General features: G+C 70.5%; 17 protein-coding genes and 1 tRNA gene. 11 read left to right on the plus strand and 7 right to left on the minus strand.

Features of this window, described 5'->3' with window-relative positions; translation table 11 throughout:
• Positions 1-155: 155 nt before the first annotated feature.
• Complete coding sequence (locus tag J2X59_RS13490; RefSeq protein WP_326497024.1) at positions 156-5,636, minus strand: DUF6531 domain-containing protein; 5,481 nt, start codon at positions 5,634-5,636, stop codon at positions 156-158.
• Between the two features lie 176 nt (positions 5,637-5,812).
• On the minus strand, positions 5,813-6,094 hold the full coding sequence (locus J2X59_RS13495) for a hypothetical protein (RefSeq protein WP_058740961.1): 282 nt from the start codon (positions 6,092-6,094) through the stop codon (positions 5,813-5,815).
• Between the two features lie 253 nt (positions 6,095-6,347).
• Between J2X59_RS13495 and J2X59_RS13500 the strand changes: the two genes are divergently transcribed.
• The 6 genes from J2X59_RS13500 to pstB all read left to right on the plus strand — a co-directional run bounded on the left by J2X59_RS13500 (position 6,348) and on the right by pstB (position 14,081).
• The gene (locus tag J2X59_RS13500) at positions 6,348-8,513 is read left to right on the plus strand and encodes an RNA degradosome polyphosphate kinase (protein ID WP_066656733.1); all 2,166 of its coding nucleotides are present in this window, start codon (positions 6,348-6,350) and stop codon (positions 8,511-8,513) included.
• Complete coding sequence (locus J2X59_RS13505; RefSeq protein ID WP_066656734.1) at positions 8,510-9,457, plus strand: NUDIX hydrolase; 948 nt, start codon at positions 8,510-8,512, stop codon at positions 9,455-9,457. The genes J2X59_RS13500 and J2X59_RS13505 overlap by 4 nt, the downstream gene beginning before the upstream one ends.
• Before the next feature lie 409 nt (positions 9,458-9,866).
• Positions 9,867-10,973: a phosphate ABC transporter substrate-binding protein PstS gene (locus J2X59_RS13510; RefSeq protein ID WP_066656735.1), complete on the plus strand. Its 1,107-nt coding sequence runs from the start codon at positions 9,867-9,869 to the stop codon at positions 10,971-10,973.
• A 177-nt stretch (positions 10,974-11,150) separates the two neighbouring features.
• Positions 11,151-12,101: a phosphate ABC transporter permease subunit PstC gene (pstC, locus tag J2X59_RS13515; protein WP_326497025.1), complete on the plus strand. Its 951-nt coding sequence runs from the start codon at positions 11,151-11,153 to the stop codon at positions 12,099-12,101.
• Positions 12,102-12,114: 13 nt separating this feature from the next.
• A complete protein-coding gene (gene pstA / locus J2X59_RS13520) occupies positions 12,115-13,200 on the plus strand; it encodes a phosphate ABC transporter permease PstA (protein ID WP_066656738.1) in 1,086 nt (361 codons plus the stop codon).
• 101 nt (positions 13,201-13,301) lie between these two features.
• Complete coding sequence (gene pstB / locus J2X59_RS13525) at positions 13,302-14,081, plus strand: phosphate ABC transporter ATP-binding protein PstB (RefSeq protein ID WP_066656740.1); 780 nt, start codon at positions 13,302-13,304, stop codon at positions 14,079-14,081.
• Between the two features lie 153 nt (positions 14,082-14,234).
• Here the strand turns inward: pstB and J2X59_RS13530 are convergent, their stop codons facing one another.
• The 3 genes from J2X59_RS13530 to J2X59_RS13540 form a co-directional block, all read right to left on the minus strand.
• Positions 14,235-15,152 carry an anti-sigma factor gene (locus J2X59_RS13530; RefSeq protein ID WP_326497026.1) on the minus strand — a complete coding sequence of 306 codons (918 nt, stop codon included), beginning with the start codon at positions 15,150-15,152 and terminating at the stop codon, positions 14,235-14,237.
• Positions 15,149-15,748 carry an ECF RNA polymerase sigma factor SigK gene (gene sigK / locus J2X59_RS13535; protein ID WP_251155253.1) on the minus strand — a complete coding sequence of 200 codons (600 nt, stop codon included), beginning with the start codon at positions 15,746-15,748 and terminating at the stop codon, positions 15,149-15,151. Before sigK ends, J2X59_RS13530 begins: the two co-directional genes overlap by 4 nt.
• Before the next feature lie 759 nt (positions 15,749-16,507).
• Entirely contained in the window at positions 16,508-17,137 is a 630-nt protein-coding gene (locus J2X59_RS13540; protein WP_066658739.1) for a DNA-directed RNA polymerase subunit beta, read from the minus strand.
• Positions 17,138-17,263: 126 nt separating this feature from the next.
• Here J2X59_RS13540 and J2X59_RS13545 point away from each other — a divergent pair, with 126 nt between their 5' ends.
• The 3 genes from J2X59_RS13545 (at position 17,264) to J2X59_RS13555 (ending at position 18,052) form a co-directional block, all read left to right on the plus strand.
• Positions 17,264-17,425, plus strand: a complete 162-nt coding sequence (locus J2X59_RS13545) for a DUF2207 domain-containing protein (RefSeq protein WP_139197360.1) — start codon at positions 17,264-17,266, stop codon at positions 17,423-17,425.
• A 53-nt stretch (positions 17,426-17,478) separates the two neighbouring features.
• Positions 17,479-17,551, plus strand: a tRNA-Lys gene (locus J2X59_RS13550).
• Between the two features lie 180 nt (positions 17,552-17,731).
• A complete protein-coding gene (locus J2X59_RS13555) occupies positions 17,732-18,052 on the plus strand; it encodes a hypothetical protein (RefSeq protein WP_066656746.1) in 321 nt (106 codons plus the stop codon).
• A gap of 292 nt (positions 18,053-18,344) precedes the next feature.
• Here J2X59_RS13555 and J2X59_RS13560 read toward each other — a convergent pair whose 3' ends face one another.
• Together J2X59_RS13560 and J2X59_RS13565 are read right to left on the minus strand one after the other, a co-directional pair.
• A complete protein-coding gene (locus J2X59_RS13560) occupies positions 18,345-19,280 on the minus strand; it encodes an aldose 1-epimerase family protein (protein ID WP_326497027.1) in 936 nt (311 codons plus the stop codon).
• The gene (locus J2X59_RS13565) at positions 19,277-20,128 is read right to left on the minus strand and encodes a DeoR/GlpR family DNA-binding transcription regulator (protein WP_326497028.1); all 852 of its coding nucleotides are present in this window, start codon (positions 20,126-20,128) and stop codon (positions 19,277-19,279) included. Before J2X59_RS13565 ends, J2X59_RS13560 begins: the two co-directional genes overlap by 4 nt.
• 64 nt (positions 20,129-20,192) lie before the next feature.
• On the opposite strand from J2X59_RS13565, the gene galT reads away from it, so the two are divergent.
• Both galT and galK read left to right on the plus strand, forming a co-directional pair.
• Entirely contained in the window at positions 20,193-21,290 is a 1,098-nt protein-coding gene (gene galT, locus J2X59_RS13570; protein WP_251155251.1) for a galactose-1-phosphate uridylyltransferase, read from the plus strand.
• Positions 21,287-22,423 (plus strand): galactokinase, encoded by a 1,137-nt coding sequence (gene galK, locus J2X59_RS13575; protein WP_326497029.1) that lies wholly within the window; start codon positions 21,287-21,289, stop codon positions 22,421-22,423. The genes galT and galK overlap by 4 nt, the downstream gene beginning before the upstream one ends.
• The last annotated feature ends 126 nt before the right edge of the window (positions 22,424-22,549 follow it).

Below are 22,549 nucleotides of genomic sequence, written 5' to 3' on the forward strand. Positions count from 1 at the left end.
TATGCCAATCGCGATAGCGACACTGGAGCCCCCTAGACCGATGGTTGCCCAGAATGCGCCCGTCAAGAGCGCAAGAACCAGAATTCCCAAGTAGACAAGGAGCAGCGATCGGTCGAGCGACGAATTCTCAGGCCGGGAACTCTTGCTGTTCCTCGTCATCCTGCTCCCAGTAGATCCTTGAGTCCGGTAACGTCTTCGGCCCAGTCAGCAGCGCCTCCAATGACTGTACCTCCGATTGAAGACGCCCAGAGACCCCGAGTGTTCGGCTTGCTGAGATCGAATGTGCTCGACCACGATCGAGGGTGCCCGACCGGTAGCTGGCTGAGGGTGTTGACCCCGCGCATCTCCGGCACGTGTGGCCCGCCCCCAACTGGAGCGAGGCCAGCCCCAGTCAGTCCGCTGAGGGTTGCTGCAATCGGATTCACGTCTTCACCAGCGACGACGTTGGTCACAACCGATCCGCTGGCAGATGCTGCGCCGGACAACAGCGATGAAGATATCGTGCCCAGCGCTCCGTTGCTGCGACTACTGAGCCCGAGTACCGGGCCAAGCTTCTGAGCCACAGTGCCTCCCGCCGGACCGGCGAGGCCGCCTGCTGCCCCAGCTGCGCCTCCTCCCACGGTCGACGCCAAGAACTTCCGTCCGTCGAAGTTGGTGAAACCGTGCTCTGTGAAGTAACCAGCTGCGCCACCAACCGCGCCCACACTCCCGTTGACACCGACGTTGACTGCTACAGCGCGGGCGGTTTGTGAAGCCAACGCTCGCCCCGCCGTTTGAACTGCAGTCCTGGCGCCAGCTCCGATGAGGCTGCCAGCACCACCGAGGCCACCGAGCAACCCGCCAACCAACGTGTCGACGCCCGCCTTCTTCCAGTCCACCTCTCCGGTGGTGGCCTTCTGAGAAGCAACAGACACTCCTCCGCTGAGAAGCGCCCCCGACGCGGCCAAGAGAGCGATACCGGCGGGTCCCCCAACGCCAGTAGCCATGAGAGCGATCCCCCCGACGATCGCTGCTCCGGCGGCGATGTACTCCCAGTTGTCTCCGACCCAGTTCGCAGCCCGCGACAAGAAGCTCTGGTTCGCATCCCGGTATGCCGCCAGGTCCTTGTCCGTCGCCGGTCGGAGCCCCAGGGGGTCGATCGCGTGCATCGGGTCGTTCCCGGCGTACGAGTACCGGTTCGCCGACCACGCTGCACCGAGCACGGGCGCCAACGGGTCGGTCGACAGGAAGCCCCGCGCCGCCGGGTCGTACACGCGCGCCCCGAGCCACTCCAGCCCGGCGATCGACAGCCCTCCGTCCGCGGTGAGCGAGACGCCGGTGGGTAGCGCCGCTCCCTGAACCGAGGCGAGCACCGCCCACGGGTCCGAAGGGTCCGTGGAACGAGCGCTCCGCCAGCCTGCGATCGACCAGGCATCGCCCACGGCGACCGCGCCGCCCGGCAGGTCGAGCACGCTCTCCCCGCCGATCGACACCATCGCGGGCAGCGGCGCGGCGGCGTCCCACCACACCTCGGCGCCGCCGACCTCGGCGAGTTCCCCGAGCACGTCGGTCCACATCTCGACCCGACCGGTCTCACCGTACGAACGGTCCCGCGACACGACGGCGGTCAGGGACCCGAGGCCGGACCAGGCGTACTCCTCGGTCGACCCGTCCGGGCGGGTACGACGGATCCGTCGACCGAGCCCGTCGTACAGGTACTCCGTCCGCTCCTCGTCCCGAACAGAGGCCGTGAGCTGCCCAGCAGCGTCGTACTCGAACGTCGTCGCAGCACCGTCAACGACCTCGCGCAGCAGCCGCCCGCCGTCGCCGTACTCCCACGCGGAGTCGCCCGCGCGGACGAGCTGCCCGGCGTCGTCGTACGCGTACTCGACACGACCGTCCGGACCGTCGAGCGCGACGATCCGGCCCTGGTCGTCGCGCTCGATGCGCGTGACCATCGCACCGTCGGGCGTCGTGGTCGTGTGGGCGACCAGCGCGCCCCGCTCGTACGACCACGACTGGACGACGTCGCCGGTCGACGCCTGGACGATCCGCCCGGCTGCGTCGTACGAGAACGCGGCGGTAGCGAGACCCTTCCGCTCGACCGCGACCGCACGTCCCGCTGCGTCACGGCGCCACTCTGTTCGCCTACCCGTCGGGTCGATCCGCGCAGTCCGGTTGCCGTCGGCGTCGTACTCCCACCGCACGGAACGCCCACCCCGGCTCCGTCGAACGAGGAGCCCGCGGCGGTCGTACTCGAGCTCGTGGTCGACCGTCCGACCCGCTCCACGGGTGTGGTCGGTGACGACGACGGCGCGGTCGACGGCGTCGCGTCGGGTCTCGCTCACCAGCTGACCGTCGACCAGGACCTTCGTCGAGCGGCCGGCAGCGTCGAAGGTCCAGCTGGTGGTGCGCCCCTCAGGGTCGGTCTGCTCCACCTGGCGACCGGCCGCGTCGTACCGCGCCGTCGTCTCACGGCCGAGCGGGTCGACGACCGCGACCACGCGGTCTGCTCCGTCGTACCGGCGCCGCGTGACACCGCCGGCGGGGTCCGTGACCTCGGTGAGCCGGCCCCGCCCGTCGTAGGCGAAGCGGGTGGCGCCCCCGAGCCCGTCGACGGCCTCGACGAGCTGCCCTGCAGCGTCGTAGCGGAACCGTCGGTGACCGAAGCGTGCGTCGTGGCTGGAGACGAGCCTCCCGGCCCGGTCGTAGCGGTACCGGCTCGTGCCGGATCCCGCCGTCGTCTGCGCGACCACGCGGCCGACGGCGTCGTAGGTGGTCTCCTCGACCTCGCCGGTGGGCAGTGTCCGGGCGACGACGCGGGAGTCCGCGTCGTACGTGAGCGTCGTCCGCGCTCCTGTGGCGTCGGCGGCCGCGGACGGACGCCCGCACGCGTCGTACTCGTAGGTCGAGCGGGCGCCGGACGGGCTGACGATCCCGATCACCCGACCACCCAGGTCGCGCTCGATGCGCGTCAGGCCACCTTCGCCGTCGACGAGCTCGACGGGCCGTCCGGCTGCGTCGTACGTCACCAGCTCGGAACCGGTCTCGTCACTCGTCTGCTCGACGGGTCGCCCGAACTCATCGAAGCGGACAGCGGTCACGGAGAACGCATCACGCAGGGTCGCGACGCCGGTCGCGACGTCCCGTGCGACCTCCTGCCGGACGCCGGTCGGGTCGACGGTCGCGGCGAGGCCGCCGTTGACGTCGTACTCGCGCCGCCACGTCGCGCCCGTCGGGTCGGTGACGGTCTGGAGGCGCGACAACCCGTCGTGCGCGAACGTCCAGACCGCGTCACCCGGCAGGGCGAGGGCGGCGACGTTCCCCTGGTCGTCGAACGTCCGCGTGACCCGCCGACCCAGGGGGTCGACGGTCATCGCCAGCTCGCCGTTCGCCGCGTACTCGAAGCTGGTGCGAGCTCCGAGCGGATCGATGACCGCCGCGACCCGCTCACCGGCCGTGTGCTCGTACCGCCAGACGGCACCGTCAGCGTCGCGGCGCTCGACGAGGAGCCCCGCCGCGTCCCAGCGGTACTCGGTCCGGGCACCGGACGGGCTGACCGCGGCGACGGGACGACCAGCGGCGTCGCGCTCGATCCGGGCGGTGTCCCCGACCGCGTTCGTGGTCGCGACCAGCTCGCCGAAGTCGTCGTGCTCGAGGTCGAGGACGACCCCGGTCGGGTCGACCACGTGGGTGAGGACCCCGTCCGTCCACGTGAGCTCGGTGCGGCCGCCGACCGGATCGACGATGACGGACGGGTCGCGGTCGTCGCCGTGGTACTGGTAGGACACGACCGCCCCGGCCTCGGTGACGACGGTGGTCACCCGGTCCTGGTCGTCGTAGCCGTAGGTGACGTCACCACCGGAGGGGGTCACCGTCCGGGTCTGCCGACCGCGGTCGTCGTAGGCGTGCACGGTGACGGAGCCGTCACGCTCAGTGGTCGACACCAGGTTGCCGTGTCGGTCGTAGCTCATCGACTGCCGTCGGTCGTCGGAGTCGATGACCCCGACGAGCCGACCCTTGGCGTCGGCGATGTAGGAGTTCGCGCGCGAGCCGTCGTGGTCGGACACGACCGTGACGCGACCGGGCAGGTATGCGAAGCGCACCGCTCGGCCGTGCGGGCTGACCTGTTCGACCACGCGGCGCTGGTCGTCGTAGGTGTTGTCGACCTCGACGACCCCGGCAGCCGATGTCACGGTGACGATGAGGTCGTCGTCGTTCCACACGTAGCGGCGGGTCCCGACGGGTTCGGTCACGCTGACGAGCCGCCCGTGGTCGTCGTAGCCGTACTCGACCCGCCGGCCGTCGGAGGCCATGAGGACCGCGACGCGTCCGTCGACGTGCTCGATGTCGACCCAGCGGCCGCGTTCGTGCTCGAGCCGGACGACGAGGTCCTCAGTGTCGCGGACGACCCGGACCGCTGTCCCGACTCCGCCGCGCTGCCCGGTCCAGAGACCCGACGGGGTGAAGTCGATCCGGACCCCGGCGTTGTCGCGCACGGCGAGCAGGTCGCCCTCGGCGGCGAGCCAGCGGTTCTCGCCGACACCGCGGTCCCAGCCCTCGCCGGAGCGCGGGAAGCGGATCTGACGGCCGTCGGCGCCGACGAACGTCGCCCCCTCGTCGTCGAGGAGCAGGCGCGTCTCGAGGATCGACGACCACCCCGGGCCGAAGATCCCGACGTGCTCGTCGAGCGAGTTGTACATGCGGGTGACCTCGAGCGAGGCCGAGGCGCCGGTGAACCCGAGGTCGAGCTCCGGTTCGAGGAAGTTGCCGGTCGTGGTGTTGACCGGGTCCATCGAGAACCCCGTCGTGGGCTGCGCACCGTACGCCGACGGCGGTTCGAACTGCAGGTCCTGCCGGGTCTCGGAGACGCCCGCGGCTGCGAGCGCCGCGGCGAGCGCGGAGTCCGCGACCGTCGAGACGGTGCCCTCGCCGCCGGCCGCGGTGAAGGCATCCGCGATGGTGGTGGCCCACTTCGCGTCCTGGGCGTTCGCGCCGAGCCACTGCTCGAAGGCGGTGACGACGCTGTCAGCGTCGATGTGGCCCCACGAGCACTTGGCGGCGAATTCGGTGAGCTTCCCACGCAGTGCGGCGGGTCGTCCCTCGAGGGCGCTGTCCAGCGACACCGAACCGGTCGCGAAGGAGCGGAGGTCGCTCGGTCGCGCCGACGACGTCCCGCCGCCTCCGCCCCCACCGGAACCCGGGTTCGGCGTCTCACGAGGCCGCGCGCGCACGTCCGGTTGCTCGAAGGTCGGCGGCGCGTCGTTCTTGATGTCCGGCATCGGGTCGTAGTGGAAGGTGTCGTTCCAGAGGTCCTGGAAGCCGTTCCGCTCGTCCTCTCGCTCCTGCCACTCGCGAGCGCGCCTGCGGTTGTCCCGCTCCTTCGCCGCGGCTTCCTTCATCTGGCCGACCCAACCGGCGACCTTCTCCAGCGCCGTCGCGATCCGGTCGGCGTCCGAGTCGGCCACATCGGCGTTCGACGAGAACAGCTGGGCGAAGCGGCCACGGAACTCCTGCGACGCGGTGGAGACGTAGGAGCGACGTGAGCCGCGCTGGCCGTTGATCGCCCCCGCCGCCGACTTCATCGCGCTCTGCAGCGCATCAGCCGTCGCATCGTCGAACTCGATCGGATCCATGTTGGCGTGGATCTGGGCCATGGTCGTTCCCCCGGAGCTGGTGCTGGACGTACTGGTCGTGCTGGTCGAACCGGTCGCGCCGGCTCTGCTGGGCCTTCTGGTCGTGCCCGTCGTGTTCGACGTGCCGTGGTGCGGTCGGCCCCCCGACCGCGAACGCCCGGCCCACCGTGACGGTGGACCGGGCGTGGGGTGGGTGCTTACGCGCCGCCACCCGCGGTGAAGATGTCCTGCGAGATCTTGTCGAGCTGCGTGCGGAGCTGCTCGAGCTCGGTCTTCGCCTTGTCGAGGGCAGCCTTGGTCTCGGGCCAGGTCGACCCGCGGAACGTCGAGGCGAGCGGGCCGTCCCACACGTTCGAGTCGGACAGGATGCGCCCCTGGGCGTCGAGCTGCGAGATCTGGTCCGTGAAGCCGCCGTTCACGATGGACTGGATCTGTCGGATGGCGGACTTCGCCTGCTCGGTGGAAAGGACACGCGACATGGTCAACCTCATTCTCTTCGTACCTGCACCCCCGCGCAGTGGAATCCCCCCGGAGGCCTGAACGCCGCCCACCATACCCGCGAAGCCCAGCAATGTCACCGTCCGTATATCGTGACGTTTCCTCCCCCCACTTCGAGGGGTACGACCGGCGCGACAGGCAGACGCCCCTGCACAGGCGGGTCGTTCACGCTCGGTTTCCACAGCGGCCACCTGTGCTCCTCCGGGCAGCGGGGGCGGGTGGCAGGATGTCGGCATGGACACCGAACCGCAGCTCGACGGCGAATCCGTCGCTCCCGACCTCGACGACTTCGACGAGGTCGTCGAGATCGAGCACGAGTCGCTGCCCTCGGACCGCTACTTCGACCGCGAGCTGAGCTGGCTCCGCTTCAACCAGCGCGTGCTCGAGCTGGGTGAGGACCGCACGCAGCCACTCCTCGAGCGCGCCAACTTCCTGGCGATCTTCGCGTCCAACCTCGACGAGTTCTTCATGGTGCGCGTCGCGGGCCTCAAACGTCGCATCGACACCGGGATCGCGGTCCCGACCAACGTCGGGCGAGCACCGAGCGACGTGCTGCGCGACATCGCGGCGAAGGCACACGAGCTGCAGGACCGGCACGCCGCCGCCTTCATCGAGTCGTTGAAGCCCGACCTCGACGCCGCGGGCATCCACGTCGAGCACTGGTCCGACCTCGACGAGGCCGACCGACTGCGCATGCGTGAGTACTTCAACGAGCGGATCTTCCCGGTGCTCATGCCGCTCGCGGTCGACCCGGCGCACCCCTTCCCCTACATCTCCGGGCTGTCGCTGAACCTCGCCGTCCGGGTCCGAAACCCCAAGTCCCAGCGGCAGGAGTTCGCGCGCCTGAAGGTGCCGCAGAACTTCTCCCGCTTCATCGCGCTGCCCGACGACGGATCCGGGCGCATGCGCTTCATCCCGCTCGAGGACCTCATCGCGAACCACCTCGACGACCTGTTCCCGGGGATGGAGGTCCTCGAGCACCACGTCTTCCGCGTCACCCGCAACGAGGACGTCGAGATCGAGGAGGACGAGGCCGAGAACCTCATCCAGGCGCTCGAGCGCGAGCTGCTCCGTCGCCGCTTCGGCCCGCCGATCCGGCTCGAGATCACCGAGGACATGGACCCGGTGACCCTCGACCTGCTCGTGCGCGAGCTCGACATCACCGAGCAGGAGGTCTTCCGGCTGCCGTCGCCGCTCGACCTCGGTGGGCTGTTCGAGATCGCGAAGATCGCCCGCCCGGACCTCCACTACCCGCGCCACGTCCCGACGACGCCGGTCCAGTTCCAGCCGGGTGAGCCGAACACGAAGCCCGACCTGTTCCGCGCCATCGCCTCGCGCGACGTCCTCGTGCACCACCCGTACGAGTCCTTCGCGACGAGCGTGCAGGCGTTCCTCGAGCAGGCGGCCGCCGACCCGAACGTCCTGGCGATCAAGCAGACGCTCTACCGCACCTCCGGCGACAGCCCGATCGTCGAGGCCCTGATCGACGCCGCCGCCGCGGGCAAGCAGGTCCTGGCCCTGGTCGAGATCAAGGCGCGGTTCGACGAGCAGAACAACATCACCTGGGCGCGCAAGCTCGAGAAGGCCGGTGTGCACGTCGTCTACGGCCTGGTCGGACTGAAGACGCACTCGAAGCTCGTGCTCGTCATCCGGCAGGAGGGCGGCACGCTCAAGCACTACAGCCACATCGGTACCGGCAACTACAACCCGAAGACGTCCCGCATCTACGAGGACATGGGGCTGTTCACTGCGGACGACACAGTGGGCAAGGACCTCACCCGCCTGTTCAACGAGCTGTCGGGCTACGCGATCGAGAAGAAGTTCAAGCGCCTGCTCGTCGCGCCGCTGCACCTGCGCAAGGGGCTGGTGAAGCGCATCCAGACCGAAGCCGCGAACGCCCGCGCCGGCAAGCCGTCCGGCATCCGGATCAAGGTCAACTCGATGGTCGACGAGCAGATCATCGACGCCCTCTACCTGGCGAGCCAGGCCGGTGTGCCCGTCGACGTGTGGGTGCGCGGCATCTGCTCGCTGAAGCCGGGCATCGAAGGCGTCAGCGAGACGATCCGCGTCCGGAGCGTCGTCGGCCGGTACCTCGAGCACTCGCGGGCCTTCACGTTCCACAACGACGGCGACCCGCTGGTGTTCATCGGCTCGGCGGACATGATGCACCGCAACCTCGACCGTCGCGTCGAGGCTCTGGTCCGGCTCACCGACCCGGCACACGTGGCCGAGGTCGAGGAGATGTTCGACCTGGCGATGGCGGAGACGACGAGCTCGTGGCACCTCGAGTCCGACGGCGAGTGGACGCGCCGCTCCACCGACCCGGACGGCCGCCCGCTCGACGACGTGCAGAATGTGCTCATGCGGAAGATCTCGGCCCGGAAGCGTTCGGCTCGGTGAGCGGCGGCCCCACGGGGCCCGTCGTCGCGGCGGGCGCGGTCGTCTGGCGTGAACGGGACGGAGTACCGCTGGTGCTCCTCGTCCACCGGGACCACCACCAGGACGTCTCCCTGCCCAAGGGCAAGGTCGACCCCGGCGAGAGCATCCCGACGACCGCCGTCCGGGAGATCGACGAGGAGACCGGCTACCGCGTGCACCTCGGGGCGCCGCTCGGCACGGCGGAGTACGTGCTCCCGAGCGGTCGCGACAAGGTCGTGCACTACTGGGCCGCCCGCGTCGGCTCGAAGGAGTACGACCGCGCGGGCAAGTTCCGTCCGAACGACGAGGTCGCCGCGATCGAGTGGGTGACCGTCGACCAGGCACGGGCACGGCTCACGTACGAGCGCGACGTTGCGATCCTCGACCGGTTCGCCGACCGCGTCGCCGCCGGTGAGCACCGGACCTTCGCGCTGATCGCCCTCCGGCACGCGAAGACCGTGCCCGGTTCGGACTGGGACGGCCCCGACGCCACCCGCCCGCTGCTGCCGGTCGGACGGTCCCAGGCCAAGGCCGTCGCAGCACCCGTCGCGGCGTTCGGTCCGAAGAAGATCGTCAGCAGTACGGCGGCGCGGTGCCTCGCGACCGTCGAGCCGCTCTCCGCGCGCACGAAGGTCGGTGTCTCCAGCACGACGGACATCAGCCAGGACGCCCACGACCGCGGAGCCGCAGACGTCAAGGGCGTCGTGCAGAAGCGGATCGCGAAGGCCAAGTCCGCGGTGCTCTGCTCCCACGGTCCGGTGCTGCCGGACATCATCGCCCGCATCGCCTCCGCGACCGCGGACGACCGTCGTCGCTTCGACCTGCGCCGCGCCGCGATGCTCTCGGTGGGGGACTTCGCCGTGCTCCACATCGCGGGCGAGAAGCTCGTCGCCGTCGAGACGCACCGCAACACCGTCCCGGCCTGAGTCGACCGGGGCGGAGACGACCGTCCGCTCGGTGAACACCAGGCCGAGAACCGAGGCGGTGGTGAGCCGCGCCTCCAGGCCGGGCTCCGCGACGGTCGTGAGCCGCGCCTCCGGACACGCCACGACGAAGACCCTTCGGACCAGCGCTCGGCGCGGCGATCCGACCCGCGCCGCCGCCGCGTGAACCGATGCACCTGCATGGGTCTCACCCACGCACGGTGACCCGATCCTGCACCCACCACGGCTCGGTCGTCCGGCACCCGAGCCGGGACAACCCCTCGTTCACCTCCCGTTCACCGAGGAGCGTCATCCCCGTCACCTCGCGTCCCTACAGTCGCTCCCGGGTCAGCACCGGCCCGAGGGACCAGCAGCGGTCCCGCCTGCACTGACATTCCCGAAGGGACCCCTGTTGAACATCAAGCGAATCGGTTCGATCGCAGCGATCGCGATCGCCGGCGCCGTCGTGCTGTCCTCCTGCGCGGCGAACGAGAGCGGCAGCGGCGACACCGCAGCGCCGACCTCGAGCTCGGGCACCGACTACTCGAAGCTCTCGGGCACGCTGACCGGCTCCGGCTCGTCGGCGCAGCAGACCGCTGAGGCCACCTGGGCTGCGAACTTCCAGAACGTCGCCTCCGGCGTGACGGTCAACTACTCGCCGGACGGCTCCGGCGCCGGTCGCAAGAACTTCATCTCGGGTGCCGCGGACTTCGCCGGCTCCGACGCTGCACTGAAGGACGAGGAGCTCTCGGGCTCGTTCGACCTGTGCACGGACAAGGCCATCGACATCCCGGTCTACATCTCCCCGATCGCCATCGCCTACAAGGTGGACGGCGTCTCCGACCTCACGCTCGACGCGAAGACCATCGCCGGCATCTTCTCGGGCAAGATCACCAAGTGGAACGCCTCGGAGATCGCCGACCTGAACAAGGGCGTCGACCTGCCGGACTCGAACATCACCGTGATCCACCGCTCGGACGACTCGGGCACCACGCAGAACTTCTCCGAGTACGTCTCGGCGAACGCGTCGGACGTCTGGACCGAAGAGCCCAGCCAGACCTTCCCCTACCAGGTCGGCGACTCGGCCAAGGGGACCTCGGGCGTCGCCTCGGCGATGGCCAGCGCCTCGAACGCCATCACCTACATCGACGACTCGGGCGCCGGTGACCTCGACAAGGCGAAGCTCATGGTCGGCGACAAGGCCACCGAGATCTCGGCCGAGGGTGCTGCCAAGGTCGTCGCGGACTCCGAGACGGTCTCGGGCCGTGAGGAGAACGACCTCGCGATCGACATCAACCGCAAGGACACCGCCGAGGGTGCGTGGCCGCTGGTCCTCGTCTCCTACGCGATCGCCTGCCAGGAGTACAAGGACGCCGACAAGGGTGCGCTCGTGAAGGGCTACCTCGACTACGTCGTCACGCAGGACGCGCAGGAGGCCGCCGCGAAGGAGGCCAAGTCGGCCGCCCTCTCCTCCGACCTGTCGGAGAAGGCCGCGAAGGCCGTCGCCTCCATCAAGTAAGGCCCGCTGAGCACCCGGACGCCGGTCCCACCCACCCTGACCGGCGTCCGGGTTCTCGCCCGTCCGGCCCGGACGCAGCACCAGCACCACCGGGTACGCCCGGCCTCACCAGCACCACCCCGTCGCCTCCCCCGGCCGCTCCTCCACGAGCCCGGCCTCCCCTCCGACAGGAGTCCCATGACGACCGCACCGGCCCCGCCAGGGGCCACCGTCTCCCCCGCCAAGCCGAAGGCCGTCGTCCGCGTCGGCGACCGGGTGTTCTCGACCGCCTCGGTGGTCGCCGGCAGCCTGATCCTCTTCGTGCTCGTGCTCGTCGCCGCCTTCCTGGTGTGGCAGAGCCTCCCGGCCTTCTCGGCGAAGGTCGGTGAGCTGCCGAACAACGCCTCGAACTTCTGGGTCTACGTCGGTCCGCTCGTCTTCGGCACCGTCTACTCGGCACTCATCGCGCTCGTGATCGCCGTCCCGCTCTCCCTCGGCATCGCGCTCTTCATCTCGCACTACGCACCGCGCCGCATCGCGCCGGTGCTCGGGTACGTCATCGACCTGCTGGCCGCGGTGCCGTCGGTCGTCTACGGCCTCTGGGGCATCGTGGTCCTCGCGCCGCTCCTCAAGCCGTTCTACGGCTTCCTCAACGAGTACCTCGGCTGGTTCCCGCTGTTCTCCGGCCAGGTCTCCGGTACCGGCCGCACGATCCTGACCGCATCGATCGTCCTCGCGGTGATGGCCATCCCGATCATGACCGCGGTGATGCGCGAGATCTTCCTGCAGGCGCCGACCCTCAACGAGGAGGCCGCGCTCGCCCTCGGCGCCACGCGCTGGGAGATGATCCGCCTGTCCGTCCTGCCGTTCGCGAAGTCCGGCATCGTCTCGGCGATCATGCTCGGCCTCGGTCGTGCGCTCGGCGAGACGATGGCGATCGCCCTCGTGCTGTCGGTCTCGACGAACGTCACCTTCCAGATGCTGACGTCGCTCAACCCCTCGACGATCGCGGCGAACATCGCCCTGCAGTTCGCCGAGGCGTCGGGCACGGCCCTGAACGCACTGGTCGCGTCGGGCCTGATCCTCTTCGTCATCACCCTGGTCATCAACATGCTGGCGCGCTACATCGTGCGCAAGCGGGTCTCCTGAGAGGTCACGCCCGATGTCCCTCGCCCTCCGTCAGACCGGCACCGCCGGCAACGTCTACGCCAACGGCAAGCTGCACAAGTCCGTGCCGTGGCTCCTCCTCGTCGGCTCCTGGGTCGCCCTGGTCGCGGTCTTCGCCCTGCTGAACGCAGGCGGTGCGGTGAAGGACTTCAACGTCGTCGCCGCCCTGTTCCTCGGCACCGTCCTGTTCGACGTGCTCATCGTCGTCGTCTCGCGCATCGTCGAGGGCGGGCGCAAGGCGGTCGACCGGCTGATCACCTCGCTGGTGGTCACGGCCTTCGTCATCGCGGTGCTGCCGCTGGTGTCGCTGCTCTGGACGGTCCTGGCCGACGGCCTCGCCCGCTTCGACGCCCAGTACTTCAACTCGTCGATGCGCGGCGTCATCTCCGAGGGCGGCGGCGCACTGCACGCCCTCGTCGGGACGCTCGAGATCACGCTGTTCGCCGCGCTCATCTCCGTGCCGATCGGCCTGCTCACCTCGATCTACCTGGTCGAGTACGGCAAGGGCGCCCTCGCGAAGGGCATCACCTTCTTCGTCGACGTCATGACGGGCATCCCGTCGATCGTCGCCGGTCTCTTCGCCTACTCGCTGTTCGCGCTGTTCCTCGGCCCCGGTGCCCGCTTCGGTCTCGTCGGCTCGATCGCCCTGAGCGTGCTGATGATCCCCGTGGTCGTCCGCTCCACCGAGGAGGTCCTGAAGATCGTCCCGATGGAGCTCCGCGAAGCGTCCTACGCACTCGGCGTGCCGAAGTACCTGACGATCCTCAAGGTGGTGCTGCCGACGAGCCTCGCCGGCATCACCACGGGCGTCATGCTGTCGATCGCGCGCGTCATCGGCGAGACCGCGCCGCTGCTCGTGACGGCCGGCTTCACCGCGAGCATGAACTACGACCTGTTCAAGGACCCGATGATGACGCTGCCGGTGTTCGCGTACACGCAGTACTCGCAGCAGGGCGCCAACCCGGTGCCGTTCGTCGACCGGGCCTGGACCGCGGCACTCGTGCTCATCCTCATCGTGATGGTGCTCAACCTGCTCGCCCGCTTCATCACCCGACTCTTCGCCCCCAAGCTCCCCCGCTAGCACCGAGCGCCCGCGCTCCGGCCGACAGCATCGGCCAGCACGGCCCGCCCGCGCACCGCGTCAGCGGAGCGGCAACGACCACCCACCCCGGAGGAAACCACGTGTCCAAGCGCATCGAGGTCGACGGCCTCAACGTCTACTACTCGAAGTTCAAGGCCGTCGAGGGCGTCGACATGACGATCGAGCCCCGCACCGTCACCGCCTTCATCGGCCCGTCGGGCTGCGGCAAGTCCACCTTCCTCCGCACGCTGAACCGCATGCACGAGGTCATCCCCGGCGCGTACGTCGAGGGCTCCGTCAAGATCGACGGCGACGACCTCTACGGCCAGGGCGTCGACCCCGTGCTCGTCCGCCGGCAGGTCGGCATGGTGTTCCAGCGTCCGAACCCGTTCCCCACGATGTCGATCCGCGACAACGTGCTCGCCGGCGTGAAGCTCAACAACAAGCGCGTCTCGAAGTCCGAGGCCGACGACGTCGTCGAGCGCTCGCTGCAGGGCGCGAACCTGTGGAACGAGGTCAAGGACCGCCTCGAGAAGCCCGGCATGGGCCTGTCCGGTGGGCAGCAGCAGCGGCTCTGCATCGCCCGGGCGATCGCCGTGCAGCCGGACGTCCTGCTCATGGACGAGCCCTGCTCGGCGCTCGACCCGATCTCGACCCTCGCGATCGAGGACCTGATCGAGGAGCTCAAGAAGGACTTCACGATCGTGATCGTCACGCACAACATGCAGCAGGCGTCGCGCGTCAGCGACAAGACCGCGTTCTTCAACATCGCGGGGACCGGTGCGCCCGGCAAGCTCATCGAGTTCGACGACACCGCGACGATCTTCTCGAACCCGTCGGTGCAGGCGACCGAGGACTACGTCTCGGGTCGCTTCGGGTGATCGGCGCCCGGTCCGTCTCCTGACGGTCGGCCTGGAGGCCCGGTGCACGTCCGCCATGGACCGCACCGGGCCTTCGTCGTGCACTCCGCTGCCCCGCACGGACGAACGGCGGACAGCGGATGATCCGCTGCCCGCCGTCCGGGTGGGCCGGTGCTACGCCTGGGTCGTGGGGACGGCCATGAGCGGCGTCGAGGTCGGCTGGTCGGAGCCGCCCTCCGGCTCGACCGTCATGCCGATCGCCGCACCCGGCGTGAGCTTGCCGTCGAGGACCGCCGTGTGCACGCCGTTGCGGGCGCTGTCGACCAGACCGGCGGGGACGATCTCGCCACCCTCGGAGCCGATGTACCAGAGCTCGTACGTCTTGCCCTGCGGCGCCTGCTCGACGCCGTCGAGGATCACCGCGGACTTGCCCACGTCGTGCGACCAGACCACGGTCGCGGAGCCCCCACCGGGGACCTTCGCGGTCGTGCGCTGGAAGTCGGACGCGGCGTAGATCGAGTCGAGCGTGCCGGAGGCCTGCGTGGTCCCCGGGCTGGTCCCCTCGGTCTGGCCAAAGTTCGTGCCGACGCCGAGCCCGACACCGAGGAACACCACGGCGACGGCGGCTGCGGCGGACAGGGCGGCTGCCGGACGCTGGAACCAGCGGCGGCGGGCCTTCGCGGATGCCGCACCGTCGGCGTACCCGGCGGCGTCAGCCGCTCCGAGACCGATGACGTTCCCGGTCTCGGCGACCGGCGCCGGGGCGGGAGCTGCTCCGACGACGGGCGCGGGGGACGCGGCGGAGGCGAGCGGAGCCTCCAGGCCGGCGACCGGCGCCGTGCGGTCCGTCGGCGCGGTCTGCGGGGTCCGTGCGATCTGTGCCATCAGCGACGCCTTGAGCGACGCCGGAGGGTCGATCGGTTCGACGGCGTACGCGAGCTGCAGCGCGGTCTCGCGGAGCGAGTCCGTCTCGGCCTGCAGTTCCGGCGACGTCGTCAGAGCGTGCTCGAGGAGCGCGCGCTCGTCGTCCGAGAGGGCGTCCAGGGCGTGCGACCCGGTGAGCAGGGCAGGGTCGTCGTGGCGTTCGGTCATGACGTCACCCCCATCTCGTCTCGGAGTCGGATCATCCCGTCACGGAGACGGGTCTTGACGGTGCCGATCGGGACACCGAGCCGTTCGGCCATCTCGCTGTGCGAGTAGCCGCCGTAGTACGCGAGCTGCACCGCCTGGCGTTGGAACTCGGTGAGCTTGGCGAGCGCGCGGCTGACGCGTTCGTGCTCGATCCGGATCTCGACCGACTCGGAGACCTGGTCGAAACCGGACTCCAGGTCGCGGATGCCGATCTTGGTGTCCCGGTCGTGCGACGCCTGCGATGCCCGGACCCGGTCGACCGCTCGTCGGTGGGCCATCGTGAGGACCCAGCTGGCGGCGGTGCCGCGCGAACGGTCGAAGCGGGTGGCCTGCTGCCACACCTCGAGGAAGACCTCCTGCGTGACCTCCTCGGACTGGGCGCGGTCCTTCAGGAGTCGCGTCACCAGACCGAGCACACGACCCGACAGGGCGTCGTAGAGGTCGGAGAAGGCTGCCTGGTCGCCGGAGGCGACGCGGGCGAGCAGATCGTCAGGCGACACGGGGGTGGGCTCGGCGGAGCTCCAGGCCTCGGTGTCGTGTTCCACGAGCGCAAGCATTGCAGGTTTCCCCCCTCTCGGTGGCATCGGTTCCGACATGTGCAATCACTTCGCAGGTCGGGTTCGGGTGGTTCGGATCCTCGCGGCGGTGGAGTCTGGGCGAGGGCCGCACGACCCGCAGGGAATTGACCGGCGGGTACCGGACCGGGTCGAGCGGGCCCTCGCTGTGACGTCCGCGAGGAGCGTCACACCAACTGTTCGGCACCGTCGCCCGAGCGGATTGGGCGACGTGCCCGTCCCGGGTGCAGGAACTGTGTCCGGCTCGTGTCTGCTGGTCGCCTGCTGCGCGTCCGCCCGCCCGGTGTGCAGGGTGCGGATGCGCGGTTGTGCGCTTGGGACGTCTGCGCGGCTGCGTGCGCTGCGGCTGCGTGCGCTGCGGCTGCGTGTGTCCGTGACGCGCCCGACCGCGCAACGTGTCCACCGAGAGTGAACACGGCCACGTGCACAGGACGTGTCTCGTAGAATCGATATCGCCGGGCCGCAGCAAGCCCCGGGCTCCAAAATTCGCCGCTTCGAGCGGCCTCGCGCCGAGAGGCGCTTCTGCGGCCCGGTCTTCGCATGTCCGGGGGCGGTCGGGTCAGGCCGTCCACCGTCGCAGGCCCTGCTCGTCGCCGTCCGCCGTCGCGGTCTGTCGCTGCGCCCCGCCCTCGCCCGGACGTCGCCCCGTGTGCTCAGGCGTGTGACGTCCGAGCGGAGGCGCGATCGGGCGTGGGCGGTAGCCGGTCTGGAGGCGCGGCGTCGATCCGCCCCGCCCCTCGCTCAGTCCAGGCTGTCGCGACGCCAGAGCGCCGCCGCCTCGGTCAGGTCGGCCGCGAGCTCCGTCAAGCGCAGCGCCCGACGCGTCAGCTCGCTCGCGCGGTCCCCCGCGGTCAGGTCGGCGTCGTCCGCCACCGAGGTCGCGCCCGCCGCGGTCAGCCGGCAGAACGCCGCGCCGCGGTCGAGCGCCACCGCGAGGTCCCCCGTGTAGAGGCCGTGCAGGATGTGGTCCGCCAGGGTCAGGATCTCCGCAGGACCCGTCGGCTGCTCGGCACCCGCGACGGCCTCGTCGATCGTGCCGATCCGCTCCGTGCCCCGCTCGAAGAAGTACGCGATCTCCTCCGGGTTCTGCCGGATGACGACCCGCACCAGGTAGATGCGCCACAGTGCCCCCGGGAGCGTGTGCGCGCCCACGCGGGCCCACAGCTCGGCGATCGCATCGATGCCGTGCACGTCCGTGTACGTCACGAGACGCTCGACCACCGCCGGGTCCGGGTCCTGCCGCACGCGGTGGAGCAGCGCGTTCGCCGTCTCGTGCGCGACACGGTTCACCAGTGCCGGGTCCTCGCCGCCCTGGATCGCGGCGAACTCCTGGTCGGTGAAGTGGACGGGACGGTGGTGATCGCGAGGCACCCGGCGAGTGTAGGCGCGGCCGCCGACGCCCACGTCCCCCGTTCGCCACGAACGCAACGGGGCGCGCACGGGTACCGTGCTCCGGCAGGGAGGCACTCCTCCCGGACGTTGAGAAGAGGAGACTCCATGAACGCCCTGCTCGTCATCCTGGCCGTGATCGCGGTCGTCCTGCTGTTCGTCGGTGGCTTCACCGCGAGCCTCAAGTTCCTGCTGTGGGTCGGCATCGTGCTGCTCGTCATCGCGGTGGTCATGTGGCTCCTGCGGACGCTCACCGGGCGCCGCAGCTGACCGACAGCACTGGTTCTCGTCTGGAGGCCCTCACCCGCTAGCCTTGCGGGTGAGGGCCTCTAGCTCAGTCGGTAGAGCACCGGACTTTTAATCCGAGGGTCGTGGGTTCGAGCCCCACGGGGCCCACCTCCTCTTCCGTGAGACGCCTACCGGGGTACAACTCCGTCACAGGATGTTCATGGTGCGTCTTGTGCACAGTCCAGACCCTGTTCAGCGGTTTGCCTGCACAGCGCCGATAGTGTCGTTCCCGGTCCTGATCCACGGACCGAACAGCACCGCAGCACCAGAGAACGAACGGGGTACACCGTGACCGAGCCCATCGACGCCACGCAGGCCAGCACCACCGGTGACGCGCGCCGCATCGTCGAGCTCGCCGCAGCGACGAACACCACGATGAGCAACCAGCTCCTCCTCGACACCCTCCGCCGGAACGCCCGCGTCACCACGCGGCACATCCGCACCGACTTCGTCGAGGTCGCCACCGCCACCGCCGTCCTCGGCTACGTGTGCCGGCAGGGCAAGGAGTACACGGCCCTGCGCGGCGACGACCCGGCCTGGGCGCAGGAGATCGGGCGCTACGGCACGGAGTCCCTCGCGGTCGAGGCGCTGCGCATGCGCCGCGCCTGACGCACCGGAAGCACGTACGACGAAGGCCGCCCCGGACGGGGCGGCCTTCGTCGTGTCCGGAGGTCTCGTGGTCGCTCACGTGCTGCGCATGCATCTCGCGTTCGCAGGTCTCGTGCCCGCCGTCCTGGTCGCACAACGCGCCGCCCAAGATCGTTCCGGTCGCACGACGTGCCGCTGGCCGAGGACCTGAGCGGCATGTCTCGCGACCAGGAACCACGACCGAGTCCGGCCGGGTCCGGGTCCGGGTCCGGGTCCGGATCCGGCAGAGCGGTCCCAGGCGAGACCGCGGCGCTCAGGACCAGACGCGGCGGATGCCCCAGGTGCCGGTCCACGACTCGTCGGGCTCGAGCCAGCGCAGGCCCTCGCCGGAGTTCAGGGCGTTCGCGGGCGCGGTCATCGGTTCCACCGCCACGGCGAGCCCGGTGCCGTCGCCGCGGGGGAACTCGCGGGACGTGAAGACCTGCACGTACGGGAACGACTCGTCCTGCCAGAGCTCGACGCCGTCGCCCTCCGGACCGTGCAGCGTCGTGCGCCGGACGCCGTGCTCGTCGGCGGCGACGTCCCGGTACGCGGTGTCGAGGTCGGCGTCCCCGGCGCGACGTCCCGACCGCAGGTCGTAGGGCGTGCCCTCGACGGACACCGTGCCGTCCGGGATCTTGTGCTCGTCGACCGTGAACGCCGTGGCGGCGTCGAGCGTGACGACGAGGTCCTCGGCGGGGGTGTCGCCCGCACGCAGGTACGGGTGGGCGCCGACCGCGAACGGAGCGCGGACGCCGGAGCGGTTGACGATGGTGTGGGTCACCCGGACCCCGTCGTCGACGAGCTCGTGGTGCACGCGGGTCTCGAGCGTGAAGGGCCAGCCGTGCTGCGGGTGGATCGTCGCCTGCTGTTCGATCGACGACTCGGTCTGCGACACCACGCGGTACGGCGAGAACCGCAGCAGCCCGTGCGAGGCGTTGCCGTACTTGGGCTCGGAGACGTCCAGCTGCTGCCGCTTCCCGTCGAGCTCCCAGACGGCACCGGCGACGCGGTTCGGCCACGGCACGAGCACGATGCCGTCGGCGCCCGGCGGCAGCGACGTCACCGGGAACGGCTCGGTCAGGTCGAACCCGGCGACCCGGAGCTCCCGGATCCCCGCGGCGACCTCGGTGACGACGGCCTCGACGACCCCGTCCGGTCCTGCGTGCCGGAGGTGGTACTGCGCTCCGGTGGGTGCTGCTGCTGTCATGGCTGCGACTTCCTTCCGTCTGGTGCTGCACGGCCGTCCTCGTCCGCCACGACCACCTCGACGCCGGCCGCCCGGATCGGAGCGACCGCGTCCGCCGTGACCCCGGCGGTGACGACGACGTCGATGTCCTCGAGCGGACGGACGACACCGAGGTGGGCCCGGCCGAACTTCGAGCCGTCCGCCACCACGACGGTACGCCGGGCCGCGGCGGCGAGCATCCGCTTCGCCTCGGTCTCGGGCAGGTTCACGTTCGTCAGGCCGTGCCCGACGTCGAGTCCCGTCCCCCCGAGGAACACCAGGTCGGCGGCGATCATCGGCAGCACGGCGCCCATGAACGGCGCGACGAGGGAGTGCTGCAGCGGCCGGAGGGTGCCTCCGGTGACGACGACGGTGAAGCGCGGGACCGCCCGCTCGAGCGCGAGTGCGGTGGTGAGCGAGTTCGTGACGACGGTGACGTCGACCAGGTCGGACCGCGCCACCAGGGCCTCCGCGACCGCCGCGGGCGTGGTGCCGACGTCGAGCACGACGCACTGCCCCGACCGGACCAGGTCGGCCGCAGCGCGGCCGATCGCGGCCTTCGCCACCTGGTGCTCGACGGCGGTCTCCTCGAAGGGGCGCTCGGTGGAACCGACCCCGAGGCGGACCGCACCGCCGCGCACCCGCCGGATGCGGGCCTCCTGGTCGAGCAGGGCGAGGTCCTGGCGGACGGTCACCTCGCTCGTGGCCAGCGCCGCCGCGAGGGCGGCGGTCCGGACCAGCCCGGGCGCGCCCTCGACGATGGAGACGATGCGGTCCTGCCGCAGCGGCGCGGGCAGCGACCCGGCGAGGAAGGAGAGGTCGTCGTCCACGGCACGAGTTTCGCGCACTTACGGAGCCTTTCGCAACGCTTCACGAGCGCGGTAGGGTGGGTCGGTGATCACCAAGCGCGTGACGACGCTCGCCGACGGCCGCGAGCTCATCTACTTCGACGACGCCGACACGCAGCTGCCCGCCGAGCGCAGCATCGACCAGCGTGTCCTCGACCCCCGACCGGAGACGGCTCGGATGCGGCAGGACGTCCTGACCGGCGAGTGGGTGTCCATCGCGGCGAGCCGGCAGAACCGCGTGTTCCTGCCGCCGGCCGACCAGGACCCGCTCGCGCCGCAGACCGCCGCGAACCCGTCGGAGATCCCGAGCCGCTACGACGTCGCGGTGTTCGAGAACCGCTCGCCCTCGTTCGGACCCCTGCTCGAGGCCGAGGACGGCCCGGAGTCCCTCGAGTCCCTGTCCGACGTCGGGCTCAACCGCCAGCTCCGGAGCGTCGGTCGCTGCGAGGTCGTGTGCTTCTCCCCCGAGACGAGCGGCTCGTTCGCCTCCATCAGCGAGTCACGCGCCCGCACCGTGGTCGAGGCCTGGGCGGACCGCACCGCGGCGCTGTCGGCGATGCCCGGCATCCAGCAGGTGTTCCCGTTCGAGAACCGGGGCGAGGCGATCGGCGTCACGCTGCACCACCCGCACGGGCAGATCTACTCGTACCCGTACGTCACGCCCCGCACGCAGCGGCTCCTCGCGTCGATCGAGCGCTTCGGTCCCGACCTGTTCGAGCAGCACCTCGCGAACGAGCGCGCCTCCGAGCGCGTGGTGCTGCAGGGCGAGCACTTCACCGCCTTCGTGCCGTTCGCAGCACGCTGGCCGATCGAGATCCACATGCTGCCGCACCGGCACGTCCCCGACTTCGCCGGCCTGACCGACGCCGAGAAGGACGAGCTGGCGCACATGCACCTGCGGCTCACCCGCGGGCTCGACGCGCTCTACGACACCCCGACGCCGTACATCGCCGCGTGGCACCAGGCGCCGGTGCACACCGCGCGGGACACCGTGCGGCTCATGCTGCAGATCACGTCCCCGCGTCGCGCGGCGGACAAGCTCAAGTTCCTGGCCGGCAGCGAGGCCGCCATGGGCGCCTGGATCGGGGACCTCGTGCCCGAGAAGGCGGCCGAGTTCATCCGAGGAGGGATCGAACGCGCATGACGTTCCAGCAGGTCTACGGGTACGAGCCGGCGGTGCGGTACTCCGCGCCCGGCCGCGTCAACCTGATCGGTGAGCACACCGACTACAACGACGGCTACGTGCTGCCGTTCGCGATCGACCGCCGGACGGTGGCGTCGATCGCGCAGCGCGACGACCGGCTGATCCGGGTCGCGTCGGCCTTCGAGCCGGACGCGGTGCACGAGCTCTCGCTCGACGCGCTGTCACCGGAGAACATGGAGGGCTGGTCTGCCTACGTGTTCGGCATCGCCTGGGCGCTCCGCGAGCAGGCCGGAGCCGACCTGTCCGACAAGACCGGCTTCGACGTCTTCATCGAGTCGGACGTCCCGGTCGGCGCCGGCCTGTCGTCGAGCGCCGCGATCGAGTGCGGCGTCGCGCTCGCCTTCACCGACCTGTGGCAGCTCGGCCTCGACCGCAAGGCACTCGCCCGCGTCGGGCAGTACTCCGAGAACCACGCCGTCGGCGCCCCGACCGGCATCATGGACCAGTCCGCCTCGTTGCTCGGTGAGCAGGACGCGGTCGTCTTCCTCGACTGCCGCACACTCGACACCGCCGTGGTCGACCTCGCGCTCGAGGCCAACGGGCTCGAGGTCCTGGTCATCGACACCCGCGTCGAGCACGCCCACGCGACGGGCGGCTACAAGGCCCGGCGCGACTCGTGCGAGCGCGGCGCTGCGGCCATGGGCGTCGAGGCACTCCGCGACGTCGCCGTCGAGGACCTGCCCCGCGCACAGGAGCTCCTCGACGACGAGACCTTCCGACGGGTCCGGCACATCGTCACCGAGGACCAGCGCGTCCTCGACACGGTGCGCACACTCCGCGAGCAGGGTCCGCGCGCGATCGGCGAACTGCTCGTCGCCTCGCACGCATCGATGCGCGACGACTTCGAGATCTCGGTGCCCGAGCTCGACCTGGCGGTCGAGACGGCGATGGCGCACGGCGCTGTCGGCGCACGCATGACCGGTGGCGGCTTCGGCGGTGCGGCGATCGCGCTGGTCGACCGGGAGGCCCGTGGCGCGATCACGGACGCCGTCACGTCCGCCTTCGCCTCGGCCGGGTACCGCGAGCCCACCGTGTTCACGGTGCACGCCGCGCAGGGCGCCCGGCGCGACTGACGCGCGGCAGCGCGAGGCGCCGCGCGCGGCGCCTCGCGCTTCCGCACAACCCGGAGCGGGGGGGGCCCGGCCCGCGGCGGGGGGGCGGCCCCCCCCGCTGGGGGGGGGCGGGGCGGGCAGAGGAGG

Source organism: Curtobacterium sp. 260, from assembly GCF_030803485.1.
GTDB lineage: Bacteria > Actinomycetota > Actinomycetes > Actinomycetales > Microbacteriaceae > Curtobacterium.